The organism is Neorhizobium sp. CSC1952 (genome assembly GCF_030378245.1).
Lineage (GTDB): Bacteria > Pseudomonadota > Alphaproteobacteria > Rhizobiales > Rhizobiaceae > Neorhizobium > Neorhizobium oryzae_A.
This window is the reverse complement of the sequence record NZ_CP128416.1, coordinates 3,674,930-3,701,005: the sequence shown is the minus strand read 5'-3', so window position 1 is coordinate 3,701,005 and position 26,076 is coordinate 3,674,930. Positions and strand designations below refer to the sequence as shown.

The 26,076-nt window shown below is 62.8% G+C and carries 22 protein-coding genes and 1 pseudogene; 8 read left to right on the top strand and 15 right to left on the bottom strand.

Translation table 11 applies throughout. The annotated features are described in order from the left end of the window. Positions 1–8: 8 nt before the first annotated feature. The 6 genes and pseudogenes from QTA58_RS18030 to QTA58_RS18005 form a co-directional block, all read right to left on the bottom strand. The gene (locus tag QTA58_RS18030) at positions 9–1,124 is read right to left on the bottom strand and encodes a glycosyltransferase (RefSeq protein ID WP_289669946.1); all 1,116 of its coding nucleotides are present in this window, start codon (positions 1,122–1,124) and stop codon (positions 9–11) included. Beyond that, positions 1,121–2,212 (bottom strand): glycosyltransferase, encoded by a 1,092-nt coding sequence (locus QTA58_RS18025; RefSeq protein WP_289669944.1) that lies wholly within the window; start codon positions 2,210–2,212, stop codon positions 1,121–1,123. Before QTA58_RS18025 ends, QTA58_RS18030 begins: the two co-directional genes overlap by 4 nt. Beyond that, positions 2,209–3,339, bottom strand: a complete 1,131-nt coding sequence (locus QTA58_RS18020) for a glycosyltransferase (protein WP_289669942.1) — start codon at positions 3,337–3,339, stop codon at positions 2,209–2,211. Before QTA58_RS18020 ends, QTA58_RS18025 begins: the two co-directional genes overlap by 4 nt. A gap of 2 nt (positions 3,340–3,341) precedes the next feature. Beyond that, entirely contained in the window at positions 3,342–4,454 is a 1,113-nt protein-coding gene (locus QTA58_RS18015; RefSeq protein ID WP_289669939.1) for a glycosyltransferase family 4 protein, read from the bottom strand. Continuing rightward, a pseudogene (locus QTA58_RS18010) lies at positions 4,451–5,542 on the bottom strand (SDR family NAD(P)-dependent oxidoreductase); the annotation flags it as partial. The pseudogene QTA58_RS18010 and the gene QTA58_RS18015, both read right to left, overlap by 4 nt. An 11-nt stretch (positions 5,543–5,553) precedes the next feature. Further along, positions 5,554–6,660, bottom strand: coding sequence for an NAD-dependent epimerase/dehydratase family protein (locus tag QTA58_RS18005; RefSeq protein ID WP_289669938.1), 1,107 nt, complete (start codon positions 6,658–6,660; stop codon positions 5,554–5,556). Between the two features lie 314 nt (positions 6,661–6,974). Here QTA58_RS18005 and QTA58_RS18000 point away from each other — a divergent pair, with 314 nt between their 5' ends. After that, positions 6,975–7,964: a zinc-binding dehydrogenase gene (locus QTA58_RS18000; RefSeq protein WP_289669936.1), complete on the top strand. Its 990-nt coding sequence runs from the start codon at positions 6,975–6,977 to the stop codon at positions 7,962–7,964. Beyond that, complete coding sequence (locus tag QTA58_RS17995) at positions 7,961–8,992, top strand: Gfo/Idh/MocA family oxidoreductase (RefSeq protein ID WP_289669934.1); 1,032 nt, start codon at positions 7,961–7,963, stop codon at positions 8,990–8,992. The genes QTA58_RS18000 and QTA58_RS17995 overlap by 4 nt, the downstream gene beginning before the upstream one ends. A gap of 12 nt (positions 8,993–9,004) precedes the next feature. Here the strand turns inward: QTA58_RS17995 and QTA58_RS17990 are convergent, their stop codons facing one another. Next, entirely contained in the window at positions 9,005–10,918 is a 1,914-nt protein-coding gene (locus QTA58_RS17990) for an APC family permease (protein ID WP_289669932.1), read from the bottom strand. A 190-nt stretch (positions 10,919–11,108) separates the two neighbouring features. On the opposite strand from QTA58_RS17990, the gene QTA58_RS17985 reads away from it, so the two are divergent. Together QTA58_RS17985 and QTA58_RS17980 are read left to right on the top strand one after the other, a co-directional pair. Beyond that, positions 11,109–11,612, top strand: coding sequence for a sigma-70 family RNA polymerase sigma factor (locus QTA58_RS17985; RefSeq protein ID WP_085424835.1), 504 nt, complete (start codon positions 11,109–11,111; stop codon positions 11,610–11,612). Positions 11,613–11,701: 89 nt separating this feature from the next. Further along, positions 11,702–13,669: a protein-L-isoaspartate(D-aspartate) O-methyltransferase gene (locus QTA58_RS17980; protein ID WP_289669931.1), complete on the top strand. Its 1,968-nt coding sequence runs from the start codon at positions 11,702–11,704 to the stop codon at positions 13,667–13,669. 33 nt (positions 13,670–13,702) lie between these two features. Here the strand turns inward: QTA58_RS17980 and QTA58_RS17975 are convergent, their stop codons facing one another. The 6 genes from QTA58_RS17975 to QTA58_RS17950 form a co-directional block, all read right to left on the bottom strand. Continuing rightward, on the bottom strand, positions 13,703–14,035 hold the full coding sequence (locus tag QTA58_RS17975; RefSeq protein ID WP_289669929.1) for a hypothetical protein: 333 nt from the start codon (positions 14,033–14,035) through the stop codon (positions 13,703–13,705). Positions 14,036–14,050: 15 nt separating this feature from the next. Next, the gene (locus tag QTA58_RS17970; protein ID WP_289673357.1) at positions 14,051–14,383 is read right to left on the bottom strand and encodes a hypothetical protein; all 333 of its coding nucleotides are present in this window, start codon (positions 14,381–14,383) and stop codon (positions 14,051–14,053) included. A gap of 218 nt (positions 14,384–14,601) precedes the next feature. Next, positions 14,602–15,027, bottom strand: coding sequence for a CBS domain-containing protein (locus tag QTA58_RS17965; protein ID WP_289669928.1), 426 nt, complete (start codon positions 15,025–15,027; stop codon positions 14,602–14,604). Between the two features lie 41 nt (positions 15,028–15,068). Further along, entirely contained in the window at positions 15,069–15,533 is a 465-nt protein-coding gene (locus QTA58_RS17960; protein ID WP_289669927.1) for a YbhB/YbcL family Raf kinase inhibitor-like protein, read from the bottom strand. Between the two features lie 51 nt (positions 15,534–15,584). Then, the gene (locus tag QTA58_RS17955; protein ID WP_289669924.1) at positions 15,585–16,025 is read right to left on the bottom strand and encodes a DUF2267 domain-containing protein; all 441 of its coding nucleotides are present in this window, start codon (positions 16,023–16,025) and stop codon (positions 15,585–15,587) included. A gap of 80 nt (positions 16,026–16,105) precedes the next feature. Then, the gene (locus tag QTA58_RS17950) at positions 16,106–17,167 is read right to left on the bottom strand and encodes an AI-2E family transporter (RefSeq protein ID WP_289673209.1); all 1,062 of its coding nucleotides are present in this window, start codon (positions 17,165–17,167) and stop codon (positions 16,106–16,108) included. Positions 17,168–17,313: 146 nt separating this feature from the next. Here QTA58_RS17950 and QTA58_RS17945 point away from each other — a divergent pair, with 146 nt between their 5' ends. From QTA58_RS17945 to QTA58_RS17935, 3 genes are all read left to right on the top strand, one after another. Next, positions 17,314–17,766: an MgtC/SapB family protein gene (locus tag QTA58_RS17945; protein WP_289669922.1), complete on the top strand. Its 453-nt coding sequence runs from the start codon at positions 17,314–17,316 to the stop codon at positions 17,764–17,766. Positions 17,767–17,868: 102 nt separating this feature from the next. After that, the gene (locus QTA58_RS17940) at positions 17,869–19,056 is read left to right on the top strand and encodes an acetate/propionate family kinase (protein WP_289669920.1); all 1,188 of its coding nucleotides are present in this window, start codon (positions 17,869–17,871) and stop codon (positions 19,054–19,056) included. A gap of 11 nt (positions 19,057–19,067) precedes the next feature. Continuing rightward, positions 19,068–21,446, top strand: coding sequence for a phosphoketolase family protein (locus tag QTA58_RS17935; protein ID WP_289669918.1), 2,379 nt, complete (start codon positions 19,068–19,070; stop codon positions 21,444–21,446). A gap of 32 nt (positions 21,447–21,478) precedes the next feature. Here the strand turns inward: QTA58_RS17935 and rhaI are convergent, their stop codons facing one another. Together rhaI and QTA58_RS17925 are read right to left on the bottom strand one after the other, a co-directional pair. Beyond that, positions 21,479–22,771 carry an L-rhamnose catabolism isomerase gene (gene rhaI, locus QTA58_RS17930; protein WP_289669917.1) on the bottom strand — a complete coding sequence of 431 codons (1,293 nt, stop codon included), beginning with the start codon at positions 22,769–22,771 and terminating at the stop codon, positions 21,479–21,481. 164 nt (positions 22,772–22,935) lie between these two features. After that, positions 22,936–25,032, bottom strand: a complete 2,097-nt coding sequence (locus tag QTA58_RS17925; protein WP_289669915.1) for a bifunctional rhamnulose-1-phosphate aldolase/short-chain dehydrogenase — start codon at positions 25,030–25,032, stop codon at positions 22,936–22,938. 201 nt (positions 25,033–25,233) lie between these two features. Between QTA58_RS17925 and QTA58_RS17920 the strand changes: the two genes are divergently transcribed. Then, a complete protein-coding gene (locus tag QTA58_RS17920; protein ID WP_289669914.1) occupies positions 25,234–26,049 on the top strand; it encodes a DeoR/GlpR family DNA-binding transcription regulator in 816 nt (271 codons plus the stop codon). The last annotated feature ends 27 nt before the right edge of the window (positions 26,050–26,076 follow it).

The window sequence follows — 26,076 nt, the reverse complement described above, 5'->3', positions numbered from 1 at the left end:
CGATCTCCTTAGGCTGAAACACACACAAGCGTTGACGTCTTCGGTTGCTCGCGCACCGGCAATTCTTCCAGGGCAGCCGCCAGTTCGCGGGCCCGCGCAAGACCCGTATGGCCTCGCAACACCCTCGCCCTCGCGGCCAGCGCGATCGACCTGCGGTCTTTCTCGCTCACCTCCGTAAGGGCATCGATCACATCCACGGTCCGCCGCGCTATGACGATCGCCTCGCCGTCGGGCAGCAGATCGTCGAGGCCTCGCCAGAAATCGCTGATGATCGGTGTCCCGCAGGCGGCGGCCTCGAACAGGCGCACGCTCGGCGACCAGCCGGCTGCGATCATGTCGGCGCGAGTGACGTTCAGGGTGAAGCGCTGGCGGCTGTAGAAGCTCGGATGTCCGGAAGGCGGCAGATGCTCGATCCGCTCGACATTGGCCGGCCAATCGATCTCCGGCGGATATTGGGGACCCGCCACCACGAAACGAAGCTCCGGCAGCCGCCGAGCCGGCTCCAGAAGAAGCCTTTCGAGTGTCGGCTGACGATCGGGGCTATAGGTTCCGAGATAGCCGAGATCCCACCGGACCGCCTCTCCGGTGCCGTCGTAGCGATCCGCATCGACCGAGCAATACAAGGCCATGGCCTTGCACGCGCCGTAACGCTTCTTAAGCCTTTCCAGCACCTCTCCGCCGGAAAAGGAGAAATAGGCATCGAGGAGCGGAACCTGGCGTCGCGCCAGATATTCCTCGTCTCCCCGGTCAAGCTTCGCGAGTGTCACCGGTGTATCGATATCGTAAAAGCAGAGCCGCTTCGGGTGAAGCGCCGCAACCTTGTCGATCACTGCCGCGCCCTCCGGCACATAGGAGCCGACGATTACGGCATCGGCCGCTCGAAGACGATCCGCATAGGTCCCGGTCAGTTCGTTGAGATCGGAATAATAGGCGAGGTCGCAGAAGTCCGGATCGGGAAGATCGCGCTGGTCGGCATACCAGGGAACGTCCCGCTCCAGAAACAGCACGTCGTGCCCGTCCGCCTTCAGCCCCCGGATCAGAGCTCGGAAGGTCGTCGCATGGCCATTCCCCCAGGAGGAGGAAAGCGAGAGGCCGAGGATGACGATATCGAGGCGCTCTTTCATTCCGCAGCCTCCATCCGGGAGCCCAACCGAGCCCGAAAGATCGCATCCACCTTTTCGGCGCGATGCGCATAGGTGTGCTCCGCAAGCACGCGGGCAAGCGCATTCTCGCCCATCGTTTTCGCTCGCTCGGGCGTCAGTTCGGCGAGAAGGTCGACGACGTCCTGCCCGTCGCGCGCGACCAGAACCTCCTCGTCCGGCTTCAGGAATAGCTCTATGCCCTTCCAGTAGTCGGTGATCAGGCAGGCGCCGGCGCCCGCCGCCTCGAAGACGCGGGTCGCCGGCGAGAAGCCGTTTTCCGCCATGCTGGCCCGAGAGATGTTGAGCACCGCTTTCGGCGTGATGTTGAAGGCATTGTGGTCGCGGGTGGAGACATGACCGATGTAATTCACATTCGGCGACATGGACTTGTCCTGCCAGCCGGATCCGCCGAGCAAAAAGGTCTGCGCCCGAAGCCGCGAGGCCGGTTCCAGAAAGAAGTGTTCGACGCGTTCCTCTCGGTCCGGCAGCCGGTTGCCGAGGAAGCCGAGGTCGGCGGCAAAGCGAAGATCCTTGGCGACCGGATGATGGGTCTCGGGGTCGAGGGCGTTGTAGATCGGAATGCAATCCGCCGCGCCGATGGACCGGTAGGCGTTCACGACGGGATCACCGCCGCCGTATGTCAGCACCATATCGATATCCGCAAGAGCCTTGCGCAGCGGATGTTCCGGCGCGGCGCGCAGTTCGGCAAGCGTTGCCGGCGCATCCACATCCCAGAATATCTTGAGCGCACCCGGCTTTGCCGCGCGCAGAACCTCTTCAAGGAGAAGATCGTCCTCGAAGCCCACTCCGCTCGCCTTCACGACGATGTCCGCCTGCCCGGCATGAGGGGTCACGGCCTTCAGGGCCTCGATCGTGCCGTCGTAGACGACCACCTTGCACCAGTCCGGTGGATCGATGTCGCGGTTCTTCTGGCGGTCATAGACATCCGGTTCGTAGAAGGTGATGTCATATCCCTTGGCCGCCAAAGCGCGCAGGAGACCTCGGTAATAGGTAGCGGCGCCGTTCCAATAGGCAGACACGAGGCTTGAGCCATAAAACGCGATCTTCATTCGGCGGCCTCCCTGACGGCAAGCTTTCCGGTGACGCGAGCCGTGCCGCACGCCGCGAGGATGGAAAGCAGTTCATCGACCCGATGGCGGCACGTGTGCCGGGTGCGGATGGTTTCGAGGCCGGATTCGATAAGATGCGCAGCCAGACCTTCGTCGGAGAGAACCTGCCGCAGCAGGCGCTCCATCTCCTCGCCGTTGCGGGCAACGAGATAATCCTCCCCCGCCTTGAAGAGATTTTCGCCGTCGTTCCAGGGAGCGGAGATCAGCGGTATGCCGCAGGCCAGGGCCTCGAAAACGCGGATGGTCGGAATGCCGGGAAGGTTTTCGACATAAGGCCGCCGCGGTATGTGCACCGTCACCTTGTGACGGGCGAAGGCAAGCGGCGCCTCCGCGTTGGCGATCCAACCGCCGTAGGCGATGCCGGCTTTCCGAAGGGCCTCCAGCGCATGGTCGGGATAGCGCACCCCTCGAACCGTCGCATCGAGGCCGAGCTTCCTCACCGGCCGCACCAGAAATTCCATGATCTCGCTGGAGCGCTCGTCGTCGCCCCAATTGCCGATCCAGATGACATCGCCGGTCCTTGCGATCTGAGGTCTCGGCCGGAAAAGCCGATCGTCGGCCGCCTCGTGCCAGGTAAAGACGGCCCTGCCCCAGCCGGCGCGGAGATAGCGCTCGCGTAGCGTTTCGCCGAAGGCGAGAACGCCGTCATAGTCGTCGAGTTTCAACCCTGCGATATCGCTTTCCGCCGACACGGCCCGGTGATGCGTGTCGTGAAAGAGCAGCGTGAACCTGCCGCCGGCGGCCCGCGCCCGGCCGATCCGTTCCACGAGTTTCGGCTCTGTCCATTCATGGACCACCACGACATCGGCATCGGCAACGGCGGCCTCGTGATCGAACCCCTTGCCGTAGATCTGCGACCGCAGTTCGGGAAACGTCTCGCGGAACTTCTGGATTGCGACCGCCCCCTGATCCTTCAGAAGGTTCGCGCGGCTCCAGGAACCCTCCGGCTCCAGCGCCAGCGCCTCATGGCCACGGCGGATCAGGTCGCGCATGACGCCGCGCAGGAAATGCGCGTTGCCGTGGTTCCAGTCGGAAATCAACGAATGCGTGTAGAAGACAAATCTCATGATCACTCCGCTGCTGTCAGGGTGTGGCCCTGATGAAGAAGGCCGGAATAGATATGATTGACTGCCGCGGCCTGAACCTCGACGCCGAACATCTTCGATCGCTCGTAGGCTTTGACGGCCAGCACGGCCCGTTGGCCGTCATCGTCCGCCAGAAGGTTGAGAGCATCCGCAAAAGCCCCCGGATCGTGAGGATCGGCAAAGAGAGCCGCGCCCTCCCAGAGCTCGCGATAGGTCGGGATATCGGACAATGCCAATGCCGCCCCTGCTCTGGCGGCTTCCAGCGGAGCAAGCCCGAAAGGCTCGTAGACGGAAGGAGACGCGACGACGGCCGCCTGCCGCATCAGGACCATTGCGCGGCGATGGGAAAGCTCCCCGCGATAGTCCGCGTTTCGGAGCGCCAGATATTGTCCGTTCGGGCCACGGTTCGCGCCGGCCATGACGACCGGCCAGCGAACCCTTGCCGCGGCCGCATCGAGCATCACGCCATTCTTGCCGTCGTCCCACCAGCGGGCGGCGGCGAAGACGAATTCCTGTTTGGGTCCGGCCGCGTTTTCGAGACGGCTGGCATTGTAGATGACTTTCAGGTTCGAGATAGGCCCGTAAGCCGCCTCCATCATGGCGGCATGACTATGGCTTGGGGCGAGCACCACGTCCGCCCGTTCGAAACCCTCACGGTTCACGCGTTGCTGCCAGCGCCAGCCCTCCGGAACCGCAGAACCCCTTACGCCGGCAAACCACGTGACGACGCAGGAATGGGAGACGACCACGACCGGCATCGGCACGTCGAGCCCTGCCGCCTGCGACGGCAGATTGAGATGCAGGAGATCGACCTTCTTCTGCCGTGCAAGGCTGGACAGAAGGCGCGGCACCTCTTGCAGCGCGGCTTCGCCATCCACCATCCAGTCGAGCGGCGCATCGAACCAGACGAGTTCACCGAGAGCCTCGGCTTCGAGTATCTGCTCCCGCGACGGCCTTGGGCCGAAACCGGCAAAGCAGGTCCGCACGCCGTGATGCTTCAGCCCCCCGGCCAGATCCATCGCATAGCGCCAGACGCCGCCGACCGCATCGACGGTCATCAGCACTCGCGGGGATCGCGTCTGTGCCTGCCGTATCATGCCCGTACCTTCCGCTTTTCCTGCAGCAGCGGACCTCCCCCGAAGCGGTTGTCCACCAGCCACTCCGCCAGGTGCCTGAGGCCGTTGCGCCAGCGCACGCGCGCCTGCCAGCCGAGTTCCTCTTCCAGCTTTCGGGTGTCGGCGACGAAGAAATACTGGTCGCCGGCTCGCCATTCCCCGAACGATGTCTCCACCGGGTGACCGACAAGCGCTTCGATCTCGCCCAGCACCGCCAGGATGCTGACCGCATTGCGCGGCCCACCCCCGAGATTGAACGCCCTGCCCTTGATCGCGGCGATATTGGCAAGCACCGCTCGATAGGCGGAAACGGCATCGTCGACGTGAAGGATGTCGCGCACCTGTTTTCCGTCGCCATAGATGGAGATCGGCTCCCCGCCGAGCGCGCGGATCAGGAAATGCGCCACCCATCCCTGATCTTCCGTGCCGAACTGGCGCGGCCCATAGATGCAGCTCATGCGCAAGACGGCGGTGGGAATGCCGTAGGACTTCGCATAATCGAGGACATATTGATCGGCGACGCCCTTGGAGCAGCCGTAGGGCGTGCAGAAATCCAGGGGCCGCCCCTCGCCGATACCGTTTGCCCGCATGTTTTCGTCGGCGGGCACATAGCGTTCGTCGAGTTCGAGCATCCCGATGTCTTCGAGAGCGCCATAGACCTTGTTGGTGCTGGCAAAGATCACCGGCGCCTTTTTCCCCGCTTTGCGAACGGCTTCGAGCACGTTGAGGGTGCCGCGCGCATTCGCCTCGAAATCATCGACCGGATGGACGAGACTGGTCGTCACCGCCGTTTGCGCGGCGAGATGGAAGACCGCCTTGGCATCGGCAAAGGCAGCTTCAATATCGCGGAAGTCCCGGACGTCTGCGAGAACCGGATGCACGCGGGCGCCATGCCGCTCCGTGAGCCATGCAAGGTTCTGCTCGACGCCCGGCCGGGAGAGATTGTCGAGGATGACGACATCCTCCCCATCCCGCAGGAGGCTGTCCGCGAGATTGGAGCCGATGAAGCCGCTGCCGCCCGTGACCACCACGGGTAAGGCGTCCTTCGCGACATTCGGCGCCGCCGGCTTCGTCGCCATGCTCATGATACCAGCCCCCGCTCTTCGAGCTGCCGCTTCATTTCCGCGCCCCGATCGATGGCGCCGGTGCTTCTCACCCATTCGGCAAAAGGCTCCAGCGCATTCTCGAGCCGGTATCTCGGCTCGAAGCCGAGAAGCTCGCGGGCCTTCGAAATATCGGCGAAGCAATTGCGGATATCGCCCGAGCGGGCCTTGTTCAGGATCTCCGGCGCGATATGCGGAACCCCCATCGCCTCGGCGAGCAGGGCCGCCACCTCGGCGATCGTATAGGCCTGCCCGCTGCCGATATTGATCACATGTCCGGCCGCATCAGGCTTTTCGAGCGCCAGACGGAACGCGCGCGCAACGTCCCGGACATGCACGAAGTCGCGCCGCTGCCTGCCGTCCTCGAAGATCATCGGCGCCTGGCTGTTCGCAAGCCTGGAAGCGAAGTTGGCGAGCACGCCGGTATAGGGATTGGAGAGCGCCTGACCGGCGCCGAACACGTTGAAGAGGCGCAGCGCCACCGCTTCGACACCATAGGCTTCGCCGAAGATCAGCACCTGTTTTTCCTGCGCATATTTCGTCAGAGCGTAGATCGAGGCGAGGTCGACCGGCTTCTCCTCGTCGGTCGCAACCGGCGTGAGAACTTCGCCGTCCGGACCGAGCGGGTCCCATTGGCCCGCCTTGATGCGTTCGCTCCTGCGTCGGACGAAACCGAGCTGCTCACCTTCGGACGTCAGGTAGCGGCCCTCGCCATAAACGCTCATCGACGAGGCGACGACGATCCGCTTGACGGGCCGGCCGATCATGGTTTCGAGAAGGACGGCCGTTCCGAGATCGTTGCCGCCCACGTAGCGGGCGATCTCGTACATCGACTGACCGACGCCGACTTCGGCGGCGAGATGAATGACGCCGTCGACGCCGTCCAGCGCCTCCTCGACGGCTGCCTTGTCCCGCACGTCGCCGCGGACGATCTCCGCCGCTTCCGGGACCATGGCTTCCGCATCGCCATGAACCTGGTCGATAAGAGCGTCGAGAATGCGTACGCCGTTGCCTTGTTCGAGAAGTTCTTCCACCACATGACGGCCGATAAAGCCGCAACCGCCAGTAACAAGAATTGTTGCCATTGACTGCCTCGGGACTAGAGGAATGAAGGTGACTATGGCCGCCGAACAGGGCTCGGGAACAAAAGTTCCTTCATCAATGACATCTTTGTCTTCTATGACTTCATCAATGATCTTCCCCGCTGAATGAGGCTCTCCGACACCGACTGCCGTCTCGCTCTGCAGAAGATCGGCCCGCCGGAACTGGCGGAGAAGAGATAGCAAGGCATAAGGCCGGTCGAATCCGGCAACATCATCCTCTTCCGGAACTCTCGGCGTGGTTTGTAGTTCCAACCCGCGTCGGTCGTGTGAGCCGACATCCAGCAGAGAGGCGGAGCATGAATATCATGGCGAAGGCCCCGACGGGCTTGATGAAGGCTGCGGTCATTGCCGGTCCCGGCCGGATCAGGCTGGAATCCTTGCCCCTGCCCGAGCCGGGCTCCGGTGAGGTGCGGATCCGATTGGAGGGCTGCGGCGTCTGCGCCTCCAATCTCGTGCCCTGGGCAGGACCGGAATGGATGAAATTCCCGACCGAACCGGGGGGACTTGGTCACGAAGGCTGGGGCCGTGTCGATGCGGTCGGCCCCGACGTCGACGGCGTCGCGATCGGCGATCGTGTCGCCGCCCTCAGCTATCACGCCTATGCCACTCACGACATCGCTCCTTCCGGCATGGTGGTCCGCTTGCCGGAGGCCCTGGACGGCCAGCCGTTTCCGGGCGAGCCGCTAGGTTGCGCCATGAACATTTTCCAACGCGCCGACATTCGGGCCGGCCAGACTGTGGCGGTCATCGGCATCGGCTTCCTCGGCGCGCTGCTGACGCAGCTTGCCGCCCGATCCGGCGTACGGGTGATCGCGATCTCCCGGCGCCCCCATTCGCTGGAACTGGCAAGGCGGATGGGCGCTGCCGAAACCATTCCGCTCGACGATCACTGGCGCATCATCGAAGAGGTGCGAACGCTGACCGATGGCCGTTTCTGCGACCGGGTGATCGAGGCGGTCGGCAAGCAGTGGCCGCTCGACCTCGCCGGCGAACTCACACGAGAACGCGGCAGGCTCGTCATCGCTGGCTATCACCAGGACGGTCCGCGGCAGGTCAACATGCAATTGTGGAACTGGCGGGGGCTCGATGTCATCAACGCCCACGAGCGTGACCCGGCCGTCTATATCGGGGGCATTCGCGAGGCGATCGACGCGGTCGCCGACGGCCGCCTCGATCCATCGTCTCTTTACACGCACAGCTATCCGCTCGATCGGCTCGACAAGGCCCTGAACGATACGCGCGATCGCCCCGGAAATTTCCTCAAGGCATTGGTGATGTATCCATGAACGAAGTAATCTCCGAACAGAAGCTTCGAGCTGCTGCCAAACCTGCACGGCTTGGATTTCTGGGCGTCGGCTGGATCGGACGTCACCGCATGAACGCGATCCTGGATGACGGCCTGGCGCAGGCGGTGGCGATCGCCGATCCCTCCCCGGCCATGGCGGAAGAGGCCCGCAAGCTAACCCCGGAAGCCCGCCTGGCCGGGAACCTGGACGAACTGCTCGCGGAAGACCTGGACGGCGTGGTGATCGCGACGCCGAGCGCTCAACATGCCGAACAGTCGATAAGGGCGCTGAAGGCCGGTTTCGCGGTCTTCTGCCAGAAGCCGCTCGGCCGCACCGCCGAAGAAGTCACGGCGGTGGTCGAAGCGGCAAAGGCCGCAGACCGATTGCTCGGCGTCGATCTCTCCTATCGCCGGACCGAGGCCATGCAGCGGATCAGGCAGATCATCCGCTCGGGAGAACTGGGAAAAATATTTGCCGCCGACCTCACCTTCCACAATGCCTATGGCCCCGACAAGGCCTGGTTCTACGACAAGGCGCTCTCCGGCGGCGGGTGCGTGATGGACCTTGGCGTGCACCTCATCGATCTTGCGCTGTGGACTCTCGACTTCCCGAAGGTCGTCGATGTTGCGAGCCATCTCATGAGCGCCGGCAGCCCGGTCACTCCCGGGATTGACCGGGTCGAGGATTACGGCGTCGCGACATTGACCCTCGACAACGGTGCGGTGGTCCGTATCGCCTGCTCCTGGCGGCTGCAGGCCGGATGCGATGCCGTGATCGAAGCGGAATTCTTCGGCACGGAGGGCGGCGCATCGATGCGCAACGTGAACGGATCCTTCTATGATTTCACCGCAGAGCGTTTCCGGGGCACATCGCGCGAGCTCCTGACCGAGCCGCCCGACGCATGGGGCGGCCGCGCCGCCACCGCCTGGGCAGCACGGCTTGCGCGGAGCGCGACCTACGACCCGGCCTGCGAAAGGCTTATCGACGTCGCCGGCGTCATCGACCGGATCTACGGCAGGCGGGATTAGACGGAACGCCCTTTACCAGGCCTTTCGTCTTTCGCCGCTCTGTCCATTTCCCGACAGCCGCCAGGGTATGGTGGCGACGGTCAGCCGCGGATTGCCGGACCTCAGAAGCCGTGAGCGAAGCCGCCCTGCCCTGTTCATGTGGAGCAGCCTCTGCCACCACTTCTCCTTGACGGTTTCGGGAATAAGTACGGTGACTGCTCGTTCGGGCGCATCGGCATCCAATTTCTCGATCAAGCGCAGCAATGGTTCATGAAGTTGCCGGTAAGGCGACGGTACCAGGATCAACCGCGGAGGGTTCAGCCCCTGTGCGGCGGCCGGCTCCTCGACTTCGGCCTTCCATTGGTCATGCAGTGCCTTCTCGTTCTCGTCGGAGTCCGGTCCTCCCAGGCGCACGACATGCACGGCCACGACATCGGGCGAGATCGTCAGGGCGAACTTGATCGCCCGTTCGCTCAGGCGGTTCCATCCCTCCGTCACGATGAGGACGGTCGGCGGCTCGATGTCTTCGATCACGATCGGACCGGGATTGCGCAACTCCGCCTCGAGCGAAACGTAGTAACCTTTGATCGCCTTGAGGAGCACGATGGTCAATGGTACCGCGATCAGCGTTATCCAGGCGCCTTCCGCGAACTTCGCGACGAGAATGACGAGAAGCGCGGCACCTGTCGAACAGGCGCCTATCGCATTCATCGCGAGCTTTCCGGGATGGCGCTCCGAGTGCCTGCGCCAGTGCACGACCATGCCGGCCTGCGAGATCGTGAAGGTCAGGAAAGCCCCTACCGCGAATAGCGGTATCAGCCTTTCCGTGATGCCGCCGAACGAGACAAGCAGCAGGGCTGCAAAGCCGCAAAGGAACAGGATGCCCGCCGTGAAGACCAGCCGCCGCCCCGGCTGGGCGAAGACCTTCGGAAGATATTCGTCTCCGGCAACCATCCGGCAAAGGCGCGGAAACCCAACGAAGCTCGTATTGGCGGAAAGGCAGAGGATGGAAAGCAGGCTCGCCATCGCGACGTAGTAGAACGCGTTGTAACCCGATACCGCGCCGATCAGTTGGGAAAGAACGCTCTGATAGCCCGTTTCGGTCTGATCCATGGCGCCGATGCCGAAAACGCTCGCGACGGTCGCGATGCCGGCGAGAAGCATTCCGAGAACGGCGACGATGATGGTCAGTGTGACATAGGCGTTGCGAAGAACGGGCTTTCGGAAGGACCCTACGCCGTTGGAGACCGCTTCCACCCCCGTCATCGCCGTACAACCGCTCGCAAAGGCGTGCATCAGCAGCCAGACGGTCGCCTCCCCTGAGACCGGAGGCAGCGGCGGTGGAGCGACCACCGGGGCAGGATCGCCCTCCAGCACGATCCTGATCACTCCGTAGCCTATCACGCCGAGGAAACAGCAGATGAAAAGATAAGTCGGCAACGCAAAGAGCCAGCCCGCCTCTCCCGTTCCCCGCAGATTGGCAAGCGTAACGATTGCGACGATCCCGATGCAGAGCGGCAATATGTAGGGATGAAGGGCCGGCAGAGCGGAGACGAGCGCGCCGACGCCCGCCGAAACACCCACGGCGACATTCAGCACATAGTCGATCATCAGCGCGGCCGCGGCCAGAAGACTTGGATATTCGCCGAGATTTTCTCTTGCCACGACATAGGCGCCGCCGCTGGTGGGATAGGCCGCGAGCGTCTGACGGTAGGAAAAATAGAGGATCGCCAGCAGCAGCACGATACAGGCGATCACCGGACCTGCGTAAAAAAGCCCCGCGGCGCCCAGAGGGATGAGCACCGTGAGCGCCGCTTCCGGTCCATAGGAGGAGGAACCGAGCCCATCCAGCCCCATGGCGGGAACGGCCTCGACCCAGCCTATCTTCTTGTCCTCCTGTTCCCGGTTGGAAAGGCGGCGGCCGAAGAGGAAGGTGCTGAGGTTCAAGGGGAACTCCTTGCGCGCGGGACATTTGCGGCAACCGAACTGCGGGCGGTTGCGCGGAGTTCCGTCCTAAAGCGAAGAAGAACAGCCGCCGCTGCCGCCGTATCCGCCCGTCGGGAACGAAATGAGAGACGGCTTGTTCGGCCCATGAAGAAGCCCGTCCAAACTCTTCTCAACTGCGCGGAGGAAACGCATGCCAGTAGCCCCCTCACGTCGCCGGCTGGAAATCGAAGTGGTGGAGTTGATTCCCGCACTTCGACGATTTGCCGCGCGTTTCTACCGCGCACCGAGCGACATCGACGATCTCGTCCAGGAGACGCTTTTGAAGGCGATCGCAAACCTCGAAAAGTTCGAGGAAGGAACGCGTCTGAAATCCTGGCTCTTCACAATCATGCGCAATTCCTTTTGCACCAGGTTCAGCCTTTCGAAGCGGGAACATATCGGAATCGAAGATAGCCTCGCCAATCGCCCGGCCGTTCAGCCCCTGCAGGAATGGTCCCTGCGCGGCCGCGAACTGGAAGAGGCGCTCGTCCGCTTGCCGGATCACTATCGCAGCGCCATCGAACTGGTGTTCATTCAAGGCGTGAGTTACGAGAATGCCGCCGCGCGGTGCCATTGCCCGCTCGGCACGATGAAAAGCAGGGTCAACCGCGCACGCCTCCATCTGGCGCGCGAACTTGGCGAAGACGTGAACTGATTTCTCCCGAAATCAGCAATATCCCTGCATCTCGGTGAAACTTTTCAGTCGAGCGCCCGTTGGACTGATCATCGAACGGAACGACCGTCATGTTCGATTTCGCTTATGCACGCGACCGGATGATCGAGGCCCATGTGGCTCGACGTGGGCTCAGGGATCCGAAGCTTCTCCGGGCATTGCGCGAAGTGCCGCGCGAGGCTTTCGTGGAACCGGGCTTCGAGGAATTTGCCTACGAGGATTCGCCGCTTGCGATCGGCGAAGGGCAGACCATTTCACAGCCCTATATCGTCGCATTGATGATCGACAAGGCGGAGATCGAACCTGGCGATGCCGTCCTGGAAATAGGCACTGGTTCCGGATATGCGGCCGCAGTGATGAGCCGGCTTGCCGGACATGTCTACACGGTCGAACGGTATCGCAGTCTTGGCGACCAGGCCCGGAAGCGGTTCGGGAAGCTGGGTTTCGACAATATCGCCGTCCGGATCGGCGATGGCACGAAGGGCTGGCCGGAGGCCGCTCCGTTCGATGCGATCCTGGTTGCGGCCGGAGGGCCTTCCGTTCCGCAGGCGCTCAAGGAACAGCTCGATCTCGGAGGGCATCTCATCATTCCGGTCGGATCGGAAGGCGAGCAGCGGCTCATCCGCGTCACGCGCACGAATGCAACGACATTCGAGGAAGAGTATCTTGGAGGCGTTCGCTTCGTGCCCCTGATCGGCGAGCAAGGCTGGCACGAACCGCGCCATACGGCGAAACCGCGCGAGCGGAGCTTGCCCGAACTGATCGCCGAAGCGGCGGAACCGCTTCCCGCCTTCGAAGACCCGGACTTCGGACAGCTCTTCGACCGGTTCGCAAGCCGACGGGTCGTGCTGCTCGGGGAGGCAAGCCACGGCACGTCGGAATTCTATCGGGCTCGCGCGGCGATCACGCGGCGCCTCATCGAGCGGCACGGTTTCAATATCGTCGCCGTCGAGGCCGACTGGCCCGATGCAGCCGCCGTCGACCGTTACGTGCGCGATCGGCCCGGGAAGCTGCTCGAGGCTCCTTTCCAGCGGTTTCCCACCTGGATGTGGCGCAACAAGGAGGTTTCCGGTTTCATCGGCTGGCTGCGCGAGCACAACCAGGACGTTTCGGAGGCAGAAAAGAGAGCCGGCTTTTACGGGCTCGATATCTACAACATGAGCGGCTCGATCGCCGCGGTACTTGCCTATCTCGACGAGGCCGATCCGGACGCCGCAGCGGTCGCACGGCAACGGTACGGCTGCCTGACGCCCTGGCAGAACGAACCTTCCACCTATGGACGCGCCGTGCTGACGGAGGGCTACGGAAAATGCGAAAAGGCGGCCGTCGCCCAATGCCGGGATCTGCTGGCACGTCAGCTCGACCGCTCGCTTCGGGATGGCGACGAGCTGTTCGACGCCGCCCAAAATGCACGGCTGGTGGCATCGGCCGAACGCTACTACCGCATCATGTATTACGGCGGTTCGCAATCCTGGAATCTCCGCGATACCCATATGTTCGAAACGCTGGAGCAACTTCTGAAAGCTCGCGGACCAGGTTCCAAAGCGGTCGTCTGGGCGCATAACTCCCATATCGGCGACGCCCGGCATACGGACATGGGCACCGCGCGCGAGGAGATCAACATCGGCCAGCTCTGCCGCGAGCGCTTCGGCGACAAGGCTGCATCGATCGGTTTCGGTACCCATGAGGGAGAGGTCGCCGCCGCAGACGATTGGGATGGCGAGATGCAGGTGAAGACCGTACGCCCGGCGTTGGACGGCAGTTACGAGCAGCTCATGCATCAGGCGGATTCGGACCGTTTCCTCCTCGACATGACGAGACATCCGCCGGTGGAACAACGGCTATTGGAGCCGCGGCTCGAACGCTTCATCGGCGTGATATACCGCCCCGAGACGGAACGCCTCAGCCACTACATGTATGCTTCGCTACCGCGCCAGTTCGACGCCTTCGTCTGGTTCGACAGGACGAACGCGGTTGCGCCTCTGCTGTCGGAACATGTGCAGGAAGGCGCGCCGGAGACCTATCCTTTCGGTCTCTAGCCGAAGCCCGAACAACGCCGGAAGCGGGAAGGATCAACCGCCCGATCCGTTCGAGGGATTCGCGTCGGGCGGAAGCGTGTCGGGCCGGATCACGCGCGACCTGCCGGTGTCCGGAGCGGGTTCGACCATCTCGCTGTCGCCGACGCCCGGCGCCTTCAGCACGCCGTTGCAGTCGTCGAGCTTCTTGGAAAGGTTCCGGTCGCCGGTTTCGGGCGCTTCCTGCTGACGGTTTTCCGGCTCCGCAGGGGCGGCGCATTTCTGTGGCGACGGAGCCTGGGCCGCCGCATCTTCTACCGGAAGAAATGCAGCCATCAGCGATACCGTCGCAAAAAGTGCTCCTGCCGCCTTCACAGATATCTTCGTCATGTCGATGCACCTGGCTTACCCGAACGCGATCTCCTCCGCCGTCTGGGCAATATCCTGCCGCCGATGGTTTTTCGTTCGCCCCTTTGCCGCCAGGATAAGGTCCAGTTCGGCGGAGGAAGCGCCGAACCTGTCGATCAGCCGCGCCGCTTCCTGCTCGCTGATGCCGTAAGTCGTTGCGAGTTCATGGCGCGTATACTTGGCCGGTTCGTCGGTTTCGTCGGGATTGGGATTGGGTTCCTCGTCGGGCAGCCGGTCCGGCTCCGGCTCCTCGATCGGCGGGATCGGGGTTGCCGGCGGAGGCACGGGCGGCTGCGGATTCGGAACGGGGTCGGTAGGCGGTTGTTGCATTGTTTTTCTCTGTTTTTCTTTCACTTTCTAAACGTCAACTGAGGAGCCGGGCGATGGTTCCGAGATCTTTCGGGTCTGCCCCGGGCCAAAAGGTCGCACCTGCGGGAGCCCGCGGCTGTATCTGGCAGGAAGGTTGGAAAGCGGAAGTCGAAGAGGATGCCCGTTACGAATGGAGCCGGCAGTGGCCGCCGACTCCATTCCTGATTCCGCACTCGCGTTTATTGCGCGTGGGTGCCACCGGGGCGGGCGATTTTCTTGAGCCCCGCGCCGGCGGCTGCGGCTTCGGCAAGCGCCGCGTCGCCGAGCGAGATCACGCCCGTCAGACGCTTGTCGCGGTTGACGACGGGAAGCCGGCGAACCTGGACCTGCCCCATGTTGCGGGCGACATCATCGACGTCGTCGTCCTCGAAACAATACTTGACGTCGCGTGTCATCACCTCGCGAACCTTGGCGTCGCCTGCCAGGCCATCCGCCAATCCCCGCACCACCATATCCCTGTCCGTGATGGCTCCGACCAGGCGATCGCCGTCGCCGACCGGCATGAAGCCGATTTCCTGATCGGCCATTTTCCTGGCGATCTCCGCGATGGTCTGCTGAGGGTTGGCGATCTGCACGTCGCGCGACATGATCTCCGATACTTTCATGGTTCATCCTCCTTTGCTGTGCCGGCCGTTTCCCGGAGGTTTCAATGCACTTCGAAGGTGCCGGTCAGCGATGTTTCCGAAAGCGCATGCCTGCGCGCCTCCTGCCACATGGTTTCGATGCCGGCGGAATCCGGCACGGTGAGTTTCGGAACGTCGAGCGCGGCCAGCCGGAAATGGTAGTGATGGGTTCCATGACCCCTTGGGGGTTGCGGCCCGTCATACCGGGCATTGCCGAAGTCATTGCGGGAAAACCGCGGGCCGCCGCCCGGCGCCGTATCGGCGCTCTCGGAAAGCTCGCTCCAGCCGACGGGAATGTTGAACACTCCGCAATGGCGGAAGGTGCCGCTCGGAGCATCGGGATCTTCCACGACCAGTGCGAGGCTCTTCGCTTCCTGAGGAATGCCGCCCCATTTCAGCGGGGGCATCAGGTTTTCGCCAAGCCGGGTATATTTCTCCGGAATTGCCTCGCCTTCGGCAAACGCCGGACTCATCAACGTCATGCCCATGTCCATGTCCTCCGTTTTCGCTGTCCGCAACCCGATGCCGCCGGTCAGGTCTCAATGCAGCTTGGCGGGATCCGGCCAGAGCTCCCGGATCTCCTCCGGCAGGCCTTCCCGCACCTTCCGCGCCTCATCGGGGTCGAGAAAATGGGAAAGGACCCGGAAAACCGATCGAACGGCCTCGTTCACGTCCACGGGCCTTGCGGACGAGAGCTCTTCGTTGACCTGCTCCAGGAAAGCATCCAGCGACCGGATGCGCGACGGCTGTTTGGAGGGATCGTACTGGTCGTAATAGGTCCCTCGGATCAACAACGGCAGCTGCGCCGAAAGATGCGCGGCCAGATCCGCCGGCAGCCGGTCGCGAAGGGTGTGCAGGACAGCGCTCAGCATGCGCCATGCGAGCTGGCGATCGGGCCCGTGGTCCTCCATCAGATCGTCCAGCCAGATGTTGGTGATTTGCAGCGTCTTATCGAAGACGGCAAGACCCGAAGCACTCATGGCTTCACCTCCATGATCATGTTTCGTGTATCCCTCGAACTGAGCAGCCGGGCCTTGGTTCCACCATTGCCGGGGGTATTTCAGCCGGGATCCGTCGGCCCCGCGCTGCCCTGCTCTTCGACAAAGATGCCCCACGCCGCCATGAAGAGGGCCGCGATCAGCGGCCCGATGACGAAACCGTTGATTCCGATGAGCGAAATGCCGCCGATCGTCGAGATGAGGACGACATAGTCGGGCAGTCTGGTTTCCTTCCCAACGAGGGGCGGTCTGAGCAGGTTGTCGACAAGACCGATGACCAGAACGCCGATCGCCACGAGAATGAGCGCCTTGATCCAGAAGCCGGTGAGCGCGAGGTAGATTGCGGTAGGCACCCAGATCAGCGCGGCCCCCACCGCCGGCAGCAGCGACAGGAAGCTCATGAGGACGCCCCAGAGCAGAGCAGGCCCCACGCCGAGAGCCCAGAAGGCGACGCCGCCAATCGCTCCCTGCAGGATCGCGATGATGATGTTGCCCCTGACCGTGGCTCGAACGACCGAGGTGAATTTGGACGTGAACTGGAGCGTGTGGGCATCGCTCAACGGCAGGGCATTTCGGACGATCCGCGCCAGGAAGCGCCCGTCCCGGAACAGAAAAAACAACAGGTAGAGCATGACGCCGAACGTGACGAAGAACTGAAGCGTGTTCTGGCCGAAGCTCAGTGCGCGACCGGCGAAGAAGCCGCCGCCCTGCACGAGCGACGACGAGATGCGGTCGCGCAGCTCCTGGAAGCCGTTCAGCTCCAGCGCCTGAAGCCTTTCCTGCAGGAACAGCGGCAAGGCGGCCTGCAACTGCTGGAGAAGCCGCCGGACGTCGATCTCACCGTTGTCGATGCGCTGATAGAGATGATTGCCCTCCTGGATGAGCGAGCTGAGGACGATCAGCCCCGGAATGATGACGAGGCAGAGGCAGATCAGGACGGAGAGCGCCGCGGCGATATTCCGGCGCCCATGCAGGCCCGCTTCCAGCCTGGCGTGAAGAGGAAAGAAGATGATCGCGAAAACGATGGCCCAGAATATCGCCGAATAGAAGGGCAGGATGACGGCGATGAACGCGAGGGTCACCAGAATCAGAAGCACATAGAAGCTGATACGCTGGATAATCATACTGGGCACCGAACTGGATCCTATTCCCTGAAACCAAAATAGCAGATCAAGGTTCGATGGTTATTGCCAAAAGTCGCGGCGCCCCCGGCACCAGGGAATGCATGGCGGCGGACGCCATGACGCTATATTTGGAAAAGGGGAGAGAAATGTCACCTGAAGACATCGTTTTTCGATTGGGTATCGCCAGCCTTGCCGGCACGCTGCTCGGCCTCGACCGCGAGATGCGCGGTATCGCCGCCGGTATAAGGACCCATGCTCTCGTCGCGCTCAGCGCGGCGGTGATCACCGTCTCCGCGATGATGATCTATGACGATCTCAGCCTGCGCGGCGCGACGAATGTCGATCCGCTGCGGGTTGTCCAAGGCCTGGCGCAGGCGGTCGGCTTCATAGCCGCCGGCGCGATCTTCTTTTCCAAGGGCAACGTTCACAACCTGACATCCGCCGCGAATATCTGGCTCGCCGCAGCGATAGGGATCGCGGCAGGCGCCGGCCAGACCTTCCTGTTGATCGTGGGGGTCGCGCTGGGCGCAATCATCGTGACGGTCGTTCGCATTCTCGCACACTTCATCCCGGGAAGCACGAAATCCGACGACGAATGACGCACCGACACCGCCGAGCCGGGTTTACGCGGAAGCGAACGGCCCTAGATGACCAGAGGCCGGGAGATCGGCGCCAGCGCGGATACGCATCGTGGAGCGAGCATGACTACCGATCAGGTCTGCCTGACATTCAACGCCGGATCGTCAACGCTCAAGATCGGCGTCTTCGATATCGGAGGCGGCCGGGCAAGGCCGATCGGCAAAGGCAAGATCGATTTCGGAGAAGCCGGTGTCGCGCTTCGCTATGCGATCGGCAGCGAGGCGTTCGAGCGCAAACTGTCCGGTGATCACGAATCGGGCTTCGGCGAAGTCGTGGAAGAAACGCTCGACAGCCTGCTTCCGCGCCTCGCAGGCGCGACGCTGGAAATCGCCGCTCATCGCGTCGTCCATGGAGGGCTGCGCTTCCGGGGTGCCGCCCGTCTGGACGGCGACGTCGTCCGGCAGATCGAAGACATGGTTCCCCTGGCTCCGCTGCATCAGCCGCAGGCCCTGAAGGTGATCCATGCCCTGCGGGAGCTTCGGCCCGATCTCCTGCAGACGGCCTCGTTCGATACTGCGTTCCACGCGACGCAACAGGACATCGTCCGCCGCCTCGCCATCCCGCGGGACCTGCACGATGCCGGCCTGCGCCGTTACGGCTTTCATGGCCTTTCCTACAAATTCATCGCCGGAAAGCTTCAGGAAATCGACCCTAAGGCCGCAGCCGCGAAAGTGGTTGCCGCACATCTCGGAAGCGGCGCCAGTCTCTGCGCCATGGAGGGCGGTGCCAGCCGCGATTGCAGCATGGGCTTTTCGGCTCTCGACGGTATTCCCATGGCGACGCGGCCCGGCTGGCTCGATCCGGGCGCCATCCTCTATCTTCTGCGCGAACGCACGCCGGAGGTCGGTGAGATAGAGAATTTCCTCTACCATCGATGCGGCCTTCTCGGCGTTTCCGGCATCAGCGGCGACACGCGCGAGCTTCTGCAAAGCGCGGCCCCGGAAGCGAAGGAAGCGATCGATCTCTTCTGCTTCCGCATCGCCGGCGAAATCGGCCGCATGGCCGTGACCCTCGGCGGTCTCGATGCCGTGGTCTTCACGGCGGGCATCGGCGAGAACCAGCCGGAGGTGCGGCGGCGCGTCTGTGCTCATCTCAAATGGACAGGGCTGGAACTGGACGAAGCCCGCAACAGGGCCGGCGAGACGGTGATCGGCACTCCATTGAGCAGGATCAAGGCATTCATCATTCCCACGGACGAGGAACAGGTGCTTGCAAACGAAGCCCTGCCCTTTCTCGGCAATCCAGGCTGAAGGAGACGGAGATGGACAACAGTGCGGAAACCGTTCTTACCGATACCGAACTGCAATTGATCGACCGTTACTGGCGTGCGGCGAACTATCTCTCCGTCGGACAGATTTATCTTCTCGACAATCCGCTGCTGTCGGAGCCTTTGAGGTCGGAGCATATCAAGCCGCGCCTGCTCGGCCATTGGGGCACGACGCCGGGGCTGAATTTCATCTATGCGCACCTCAACCGGATGATCAGGGCCTACGGTCTCGATGTCATATACATCTGTGGCCCGGGTCACGGCGGGCCCGGCATGGTGGCGAACACCTATCTCGAAGGCACCTACAGCGAGATCTATCCGGACGTGCCTGAAACCGCCGACGGCATGCGCAGGCTCTTCAGGCAGTTCTCCTTTCCCGGCGGCATTCCGAGCCATGCCGCACCGGAAACGCCCGGTTCGATCCACGAAGGCGGCGAGCTCGGTTATGCGCTGGTGCATGCCTTCGGAGCGGCCTTCGACAATCCCGGCCTGACCGTCGCCTGCGTGATCGGCGACGGCGAGGCCGAGACCGGCCCGCTCGCTGCCGGCTGGCATTCGAACAAGTTTCTGAACCCTGCGCGGGACGGCGCCGTCCTGCCGATCCTGCACCTCAACGGCTACAAGATCGCCAACCCGACCATCCTCGGACGTGCGAGCAACGACGATCTCAAAAACCTGTTCATTGGCTATGGCTACGAACCCCTCTTCGTCGAAGGCGACAAGCCCGCGGACATGCACAGGAAGATGGCGGCGGCCTTCGATCAGGCGTTCGGCCTCATCCGGGCGATCCAGCGGAACGCACGCGACGGAGTTCCGTCACCAGGAATGCCTCGGTGGCCGATGATCGTGCTGAGAAGCCCCAAGGGCTGGACCGGTCCCAAGGAGGTCGACGGAAAGAAGGTCGAGGGCTTCTGGCGCTCGCATCAGGTTCCGGTCTCCAATTGCCGTGACGACGACGGCCACCGGCAGATTCTCGAAGCCTGGATGCGCAGCTACGACCCGCAGGATCTCTTCGACGCCGATGGCCGCCTGAAGCCGGAGCTGAGGGCGCTGGCGCCCGAAGGCGAACGGAGGATGGGTGCAAATCCGCACGCGAACGGCGGCCGGCTGCGACAAGAACTGATCGTCCCTTCGATCGGCGGTTATGAGGTCGAGATCGCCGAACGCGGCAGCCGTCAGGTCCAGTCGACGGAGATATTCGGCCGCTATCTGCGGGACGTCCTGACGCTGAATGCGCAGCAGAAGAATTTCCGCGTCTTCGGCCCCGACGAGACCGAGTCCAACAGGCTGGGCAGCGTCTTCGAAGCGACCGACCGCGTCTGGATGGAAAAGATCGAACCCTACGACGTCCACCTGTCGCGGGACGGCCGCGTCATGGAGGTCCTCAGCGAACACCTCTGCCAGGGCTGGCTCGAAGGCTATCTGCTGACCGGCCGGCACGGTCTCTTCTCCTGCTACGAGGCCTTCATCCACATCGTCGATTCCATGTTCAACCAGCATGCCAAATGGCTCAAGGTTTCGCGCGAGCTGGAATGGCGCGAACCCATATCGTCGCTGAACTATCTCCTGACGTCCCATGTCTGGCGGCAGGATCACAACGGCTTCTCCCATCAGGACCCGGGCTTCGTCGACCTCGTGGCGAACAAGAAGGCCGATATCGTCCGCATCTACCTGCCCCCGGATGCCAACACGCTGCTATGGGTGGGCGACCATTGCCTGAGAACCTACGATCGCATCAACGTCATCGTCGCAGGCAAGCAGCCGGAGCCGCAGTGGCTGACGATGGAAGAGGCCGTGAAGCATTGCGAGGCCGGCATCGGCATCTGGGAATGGGCGGGCAACGAAGAAAAGGCGGCGGAACCGGATGTCGTCATGGCCTGCGCCGGCGACGTTCCGACCATGGAGACGCTGGCCGCGGTCACGCTCCTGCGCAAAGCTCTGCCCGACCTCACGGTCCGCGTCGTGAATGTCGTGGACCTGATGGCGCTGCAGTCGAAGGAACATCATCCGCATGGGCTGGAAGACGCACAATTCGACCGGCTCTTCACCGCCGACCGGCCGGTGATCTTCGCCTATCACGGCTATCCCTATCTGATCCATCGGCTGACCTACAAGCGGACCAACCACCGCAACATCCATGTCCGCGGCTTCATCGAAGAGGGTACGACCACCACTCCCTTCGACATGACGGTGCTGAACGAACTCGACCGCTTCCATCTCGCCATCGAGGCGATCGAGCGCGTGCCGGGGCTGAAGGAGAAGGCCGCGCATGTCGTCGAAACACTGCGCGGCAAGCTCGATGAGCATCATCGCTATGTCCGCGAGCATGGCGAGGATATGCCCGAAGTGCGGAACTGGACGTGGAAGAGCTAGGCGCCTCCGCGTCTGCCGGATGAAGAGACCCGTCAGACGATCCCGCCGCCTCCGGCGGTGGAGGCCGGACGCTCGGCGGCGACCTTTCTCCGGTATCCGCTGGCGCGATAGGCCGCGATCGGGTCGATAGCACCGCCCGCCCGGCGGCGGGCTTCGGCCAGGATCGGCTCGACATCGGTGCGGTAGGCGCGCTTCAGGGTTTCCGACGCCATCAAGGCGTCGTTCTCCTCTTGGAACCCGTCGAGCGCCCCGCGATCGACGAGCAGCGCCTGGGCGTAGGCGCGGCGGATTTCGTTGGCGCTGGAAATCAGGCTCTCGATCGGATCGGTCACGTTATGCGACTGATCGATCATATGGGCCGGATGGAAGCCTTTGACGCCGCGATGTTCCGCATCGACCAGTTCGTTGAAGACGAGGAAGAGCCGATAAGGCTCGATAGCGCCGGCGTCGAGATCGTCGTCGCCGTATTTCGAATCGTTGAAATGGAAGCCGCCGAGCTTGCCGAACTGGATCAGCCTGGCGACGATCATCTCGATATTGGTATTCGGCGCATGATGGCCGAGGTCGACGAGGCAGAAGGCCTTCTCCCCGAGCGTGCTGGCGATCAGGTAGTTCGTGCCCCAGTCCTGCACCACCGTCGAATAGAAGGCAGGCTCATACATCTTGTGCTCGGAGAACAGCCGCCAGTCGTCCGGCAGCGCCTTATAGATCTCCGCCATGGCGGCGAGATAGCGCTCGAAGCTCCTGGTGAAATGGCTCTGGCCCGGAAAATTCGAGCCGTCGCCGATCCAGACCGTCAGCGCCTTGGAGCCGATCGCCTTGCCGATCTCGATGCATTCGAGATTGTGCTCGATCGCCTGCCGCCGGGTCGCGGCGTCCGTATGGCTGAGCGAACCGTATTTGTAGGAATGAACCTGCCCCGGCGCATCGGAAAACGTGTTGGAGTTCATCGCATCGAAACCGAGGCCCAGCGCATCGCCCTTGGCTTTCAGCTCCCTGGCATCCGTCTTGTCCCACGGAATATGCAGCGAAACGGTCGGCGTCGCCTGGGTCAGTTGATGGATGACGGAGCAATCGTCGAGCTTGTCGAAGATGCCGCGCGGCTCACCCTCACCCGGAAAGCGGGCGAAACGCGTGCCACCCGTGCCGACACCCCAGGAAGGCACGGCAACGAAGAATTCCGAAACCTTCTTCGTGACTGCTTCGATATCGATACCCCGGCGCGACAGGCTTTCCCCGAGCGCCTGGTAATCGGATTTGAGCGCCGGTGCGCGTCTCTCGTTTTCCGCGGCAATCACATCCGCTGCGATTTTTAGCTCAGCCATGCTCTCCTCCTTATTTGCCCCTCATCCGCCCCTGCCGGGCACCTTCTCCCCGTAAACGGGGCGAAGGAGATTCGCTGCAGCCTCTCCTTCCCATCGGCCTCGATCAAGGCACGATCCCTCTCCCGGCCTGGCGGGGAGAGGGTCAGGGTGAGGGGCAAAACCACTCAGCGCGTAAAACTCTGAGCGTTGCCGGCATCCACGTTGATGATGTTGCCGGTCGATTTCGACGACGCGTCCGACGCAAGGAAGTAGATCGCCTCCGCGATATCCTCCGGGAAGACGTTCAGCTTCAGCAGCGAACGCTTGCGGTAATGTTCCTCCAGGTCGGAGACTTCGATCTTCGAGGATGCCGCACGCTGCTCGCGCCACTCGCCGCTCCAGATCTTGGAACCGCGCAGCACCGCATCGGGATTGACCGTGTTGACGCGGATGCCGGCTTCCGCGCCTTCGAGCGCCAGGCAGCGGGCGAGATGGATCTCGGCAGCCTTGGCGGTGCAATAGGCCGACGCGTTCGGAGAAGAGGCAAGCCCGTTCTTCGATGCGACGAAGACCACATTGCCGCCGAGCTTCTGGCGCCGGAAGAGCTTGAAGGCCTCGCGCGAGACGAGGAAATAGCCGGTGGCCAGGATGTCGATATTCTTGTTCCACATGGCGAGCGTGGTTTCCTCGACCGGCGCCGAGGAAGCGATCCCCGCATTGGAGACGAGGATGTCGACGCCGCCGAATTCGACGCAGGCTTCCGCGAAGGCTGAGATGACGGCGTCTTCCTTCGTGACGTCCAGTACGACGCCGCGCACTGCATCCTTGCCGAACGACTTTTCGAAATCCGCCCTGGTCTCAGCGAGCGTGCCGCCGTCGATATCGGCAAGCACCACGCAGGCTCCCTCGCCCATCAGCCGCGCGGCCGTTGCGCGCCCGATGCCGCCGGCGCCGCCGGTGACGAAGGCCACCTGTCCGGCAAGGCTCTTCGGTTTCGGCATGCGCTGCAGCTTGGCCTCCTCGAGCAGCCAGTATTCGATGTCGAAAGCCTCCTGCTCCGGCAGCCCCTGATATTCCGAGACGGTGGAAGCGCCGCGCATCACGTTGATCGCGTTGACATAGAACTCGCCGGCGATGCGGGCGGTCGCCTTGTCCCGGGCGAATGACAGCATGCCGACGCCGGGCACCAGGAAGATGACCGGGTTCGGGTCGCGCATCCTCGGCGAATTGGCGTGCTTGCAGGTCTCGTAATAGCGGCTGTAGTCGGCCCTATAATCCTCCAGCGCCCTGTCGAGCGCGGCAATCACCGCATCCACATCGGGCTTGGCCGGATCGAAATCGAGGATCAGCGGCCGGATTTTCGTGCGCAGGAAATGGTCCGGGCAAGACGTGCCGAGTGCGCCGAGAGGCTTCAGGTTCTTCGAATTGACGAATTCGAGCACGGCATCCTGGTCGTCGAAATGGCCGAGCTTGCGCTCCGCCTTGCCGATGCGGCCGCGGATTTCCGGCATGAGCCTGGCGGCGATCGCGCGCCGTTCCGGCCCCGGCAGGCTTTGCGCCGCGGCACCGCCGAAGATCGTCTTGCCTTCGGTCTGATGGGCGAACCATTCGATCGCCTTGTTGATGATTTCGAGCGTCAGCTCGTAGCAGGCCTTGGCTTCGTTCGCCCAGGTGAACAGGCCGTGGCTTTCCAGCACGACGCCCTTGGCGTTCGGATTGGCCTTCACGAAGGCTTGTAGGTCGAGCCCGAGTTGGAAACCCGGCCGCCGCCAGGGCAGCCAGCCGATCTCGCCGCCGAAAATCTGCTTCGTCAGTTCCTTCGAGTTCTTCGACGCGGCGATCGCGATGATCGCATCGGGGTGCATGTGGTCGACATGCGTATAAGGCACGAAACCATGCAGCGGCGTGTCGATCGAAGCCGCCCGCGGATTGAGATTGAAGGTGCAGTGCGGCAGGAAGCCGACCATCCGGTCCTCGTCCTCGACGCCCTTGTAGAGGCCCTTCAGCGCTTCCAGCCTGTCCATGTAGAGGGTCGCGAAACCGTCGAGCTTGATCGTGCCGACATCACCGCCGGAGCCCTTCACCCACATGACGCGCACCTTCTCGCCGGTCAGCGGATCGGTCTCCATGACCTTTGCCGAAGTATTGCCGCCGCCGTAATTGGTGATGCGCTTGTCGGCGCCGAGAAGATTGGAGCGGTAGAGCAACTTGCCCGGCTCGTCGAGCTTGGCGGCATGGGAATCATCCCAGCGGTTTTCGAGAAGGCGTGGTTGGCCCGGCATCGCTTTCCTCCCAGCATGTTTGCGGCTCATGGCGAACCTGCGCCGCCATATCCATGCAGCGGGATATCGCGCATTGTTTCGCCACATGTCAATCAAAAACGATCATAAACTTTCATTGTGCAGCGCAATAAAATCGATTTTGATCGTTTCTGATTGACAATACGAATTTTCCAGCAATAGTTGAGCCTCAGGAGGAACCCGATGCACGAACGTGAACGCCACCGCATCATTTTGAGCGCGATCCAGGAAAAGCCCGTCATCACCGTGCAGGATATCGCCGAGCTGACCGAGGCTTCCGAGGCCACGATCCGGCGCGACATCGCCTCGTTGCATGTCCAGGGCAAGCTCCGGCGCGTGCGCGGCGGCGCCGAGGCGGTCCACCCGCCGCAGATCGGCCAGCTCGCGGCCCGTTCCTTCCGGGTGTCGGAATCGGTCAATATCGACAAGAAGCGCGCGATTGCCCGCCGGGCCGTCGAACTCTGTGAGGAAGGCGATTCCGTCATCATCAACGGCGGCACGACCACCTTCCAGATGGTGCATTTCATGTCGGCGCGGCGCCTGCAGGTGATGACCAATTCGTTCGCGATCGCCGAACATCTGGTCAAGCACTCGAAAAGTACCGTGACGGTTCCTGGCGGCGCGATCTACCGCGAACAGAGCCTGATCCTGTCGCCCTTCGAAAACGATGCGATCCGCAATTTCTATGCCCGTCGCATGTTCATCGGCGCGCAAGGCGTCGGCCCGCTCGGCGTCATGGAGGCCGATGCGCTGGTGATCCAGAGCGAGCAGAAGCTCATGCAGCAGGCCGAAGAACTGATCGTGATGGTGGATTCGTCGAAATTCCACCGCCGCTCGAGTCTCATTCTCTGCCCGCTGGAACGCGTGGCGGCGATCATCACCGATGACGGCATTACCGAAGAGGCCACGCGGATGATCGAGGACGCCGGCATAAGGCTCATCGTCGCCGGCTCCGCCATGGCGGAAATCGCTGAAGAGGATTCCACGTCGGCTGCGTGACGCGCCGTCGGCAGGAGGAAAATCGGA

Excerpts from the sequence above, each read along its gene's own strand:
- QTA58_RS18030 (WP_289669946.1), bottom strand. The coding sequence starts at position 1,124 with ATGAAAGAGCGCCTCGATATCGTCATCCTCGGCCTCTCGCTTTCCTCC.
- QTA58_RS18025 (WP_289669944.1), bottom strand. The coding sequence starts at position 2,212 with ATGAAGATCGCGTTTTATGGCTCAAGCCTCGTGTCTGCCTATTGGAAC.
- QTA58_RS18020 (WP_289669942.1), bottom strand. The coding sequence starts at position 3,339 with ATGAGATTTGTCTTCTACACGCATTCGTTGATTTCCGACTGGAACCAC.
- QTA58_RS18015 (WP_289669939.1), bottom strand. The coding sequence starts at position 4,454 with ATGATACGGCAGGCACAGACGCGATCCCCGCGAGTGCTGATGACCGTC.
- QTA58_RS18005 (WP_289669938.1), bottom strand. The coding sequence starts at position 6,660 with ATGGCAACAATTCTTGTTACTGGCGGTTGCGGCTTTATCGGCCGTCAT.
- QTA58_RS18000 (WP_289669936.1), top strand. The coding sequence starts at position 6,975 with ATGAATATCATGGCGAAGGCCCCGACGGGCTTGATGAAGGCTGCGGTC.
- QTA58_RS17995 (WP_289669934.1), top strand. The coding sequence starts at position 7,961 with ATGAACGAAGTAATCTCCGAACAGAAGCTTCGAGCTGCTGCCAAACCT.
- QTA58_RS17985 (WP_085424835.1), top strand. The coding sequence starts at position 11,109 with ATGCCAGTAGCCCCCTCACGTCGCCGGCTGGAAATCGAAGTGGTGGAG.
- QTA58_RS17980 (WP_289669931.1), top strand. The coding sequence starts at position 11,702 with ATGTTCGATTTCGCTTATGCACGCGACCGGATGATCGAGGCCCATGTG.
- QTA58_RS17975 (WP_289669929.1), bottom strand. The coding sequence starts at position 14,035 with ATGACGAAGATATCTGTGAAGGCGGCAGGAGCACTTTTTGCGACGGTA.
- QTA58_RS17970 (WP_289673357.1), bottom strand. The coding sequence starts at position 14,383 with ATGCAACAACCGCCTACCGACCCCGTTCCGAATCCGCAGCCGCCCGTG.
- QTA58_RS17965 (WP_289669928.1), bottom strand. The coding sequence starts at position 15,027 with ATGAAAGTATCGGAGATCATGTCGCGCGACGTGCAGATCGCCAACCCT.
- QTA58_RS17960 (WP_289669927.1), bottom strand. The coding sequence starts at position 15,533 with ATGGGCATGACGTTGATGAGTCCGGCGTTTGCCGAAGGCGAGGCAATT.
- QTA58_RS17955 (WP_289669924.1), bottom strand. The coding sequence starts at position 16,025 with ATGAGTGCTTCGGGTCTTGCCGTCTTCGATAAGACGCTGCAAATCACC.
- QTA58_RS17950 (WP_289673209.1), bottom strand. The coding sequence starts at position 17,167 with ATGATTATCCAGCGTATCAGCTTCTATGTGCTTCTGATTCTGGTGACC.
- QTA58_RS17945 (WP_289669922.1), top strand. The coding sequence starts at position 17,314 with ATGTCACCTGAAGACATCGTTTTTCGATTGGGTATCGCCAGCCTTGCC.
- QTA58_RS17940 (WP_289669920.1), top strand. The coding sequence starts at position 17,869 with ATGACTACCGATCAGGTCTGCCTGACATTCAACGCCGGATCGTCAACG.
- QTA58_RS17935 (WP_289669918.1), top strand. The coding sequence starts at position 19,068 with ATGGACAACAGTGCGGAAACCGTTCTTACCGATACCGAACTGCAATTG.
- rhaI (WP_289669917.1), bottom strand. The coding sequence starts at position 22,771 with ATGGCTGAGCTAAAAATCGCAGCGGATGTGATTGCCGCGGAAAACGAG.
- QTA58_RS17925 (WP_289669915.1), bottom strand. The coding sequence starts at position 25,032 with ATGCCGGGCCAACCACGCCTTCTCGAAAACCGCTGGGATGATTCCCAT.
- QTA58_RS17920 (WP_289669914.1), top strand. The coding sequence starts at position 25,234 with ATGCACGAACGTGAACGCCACCGCATCATTTTGAGCGCGATCCAGGAA.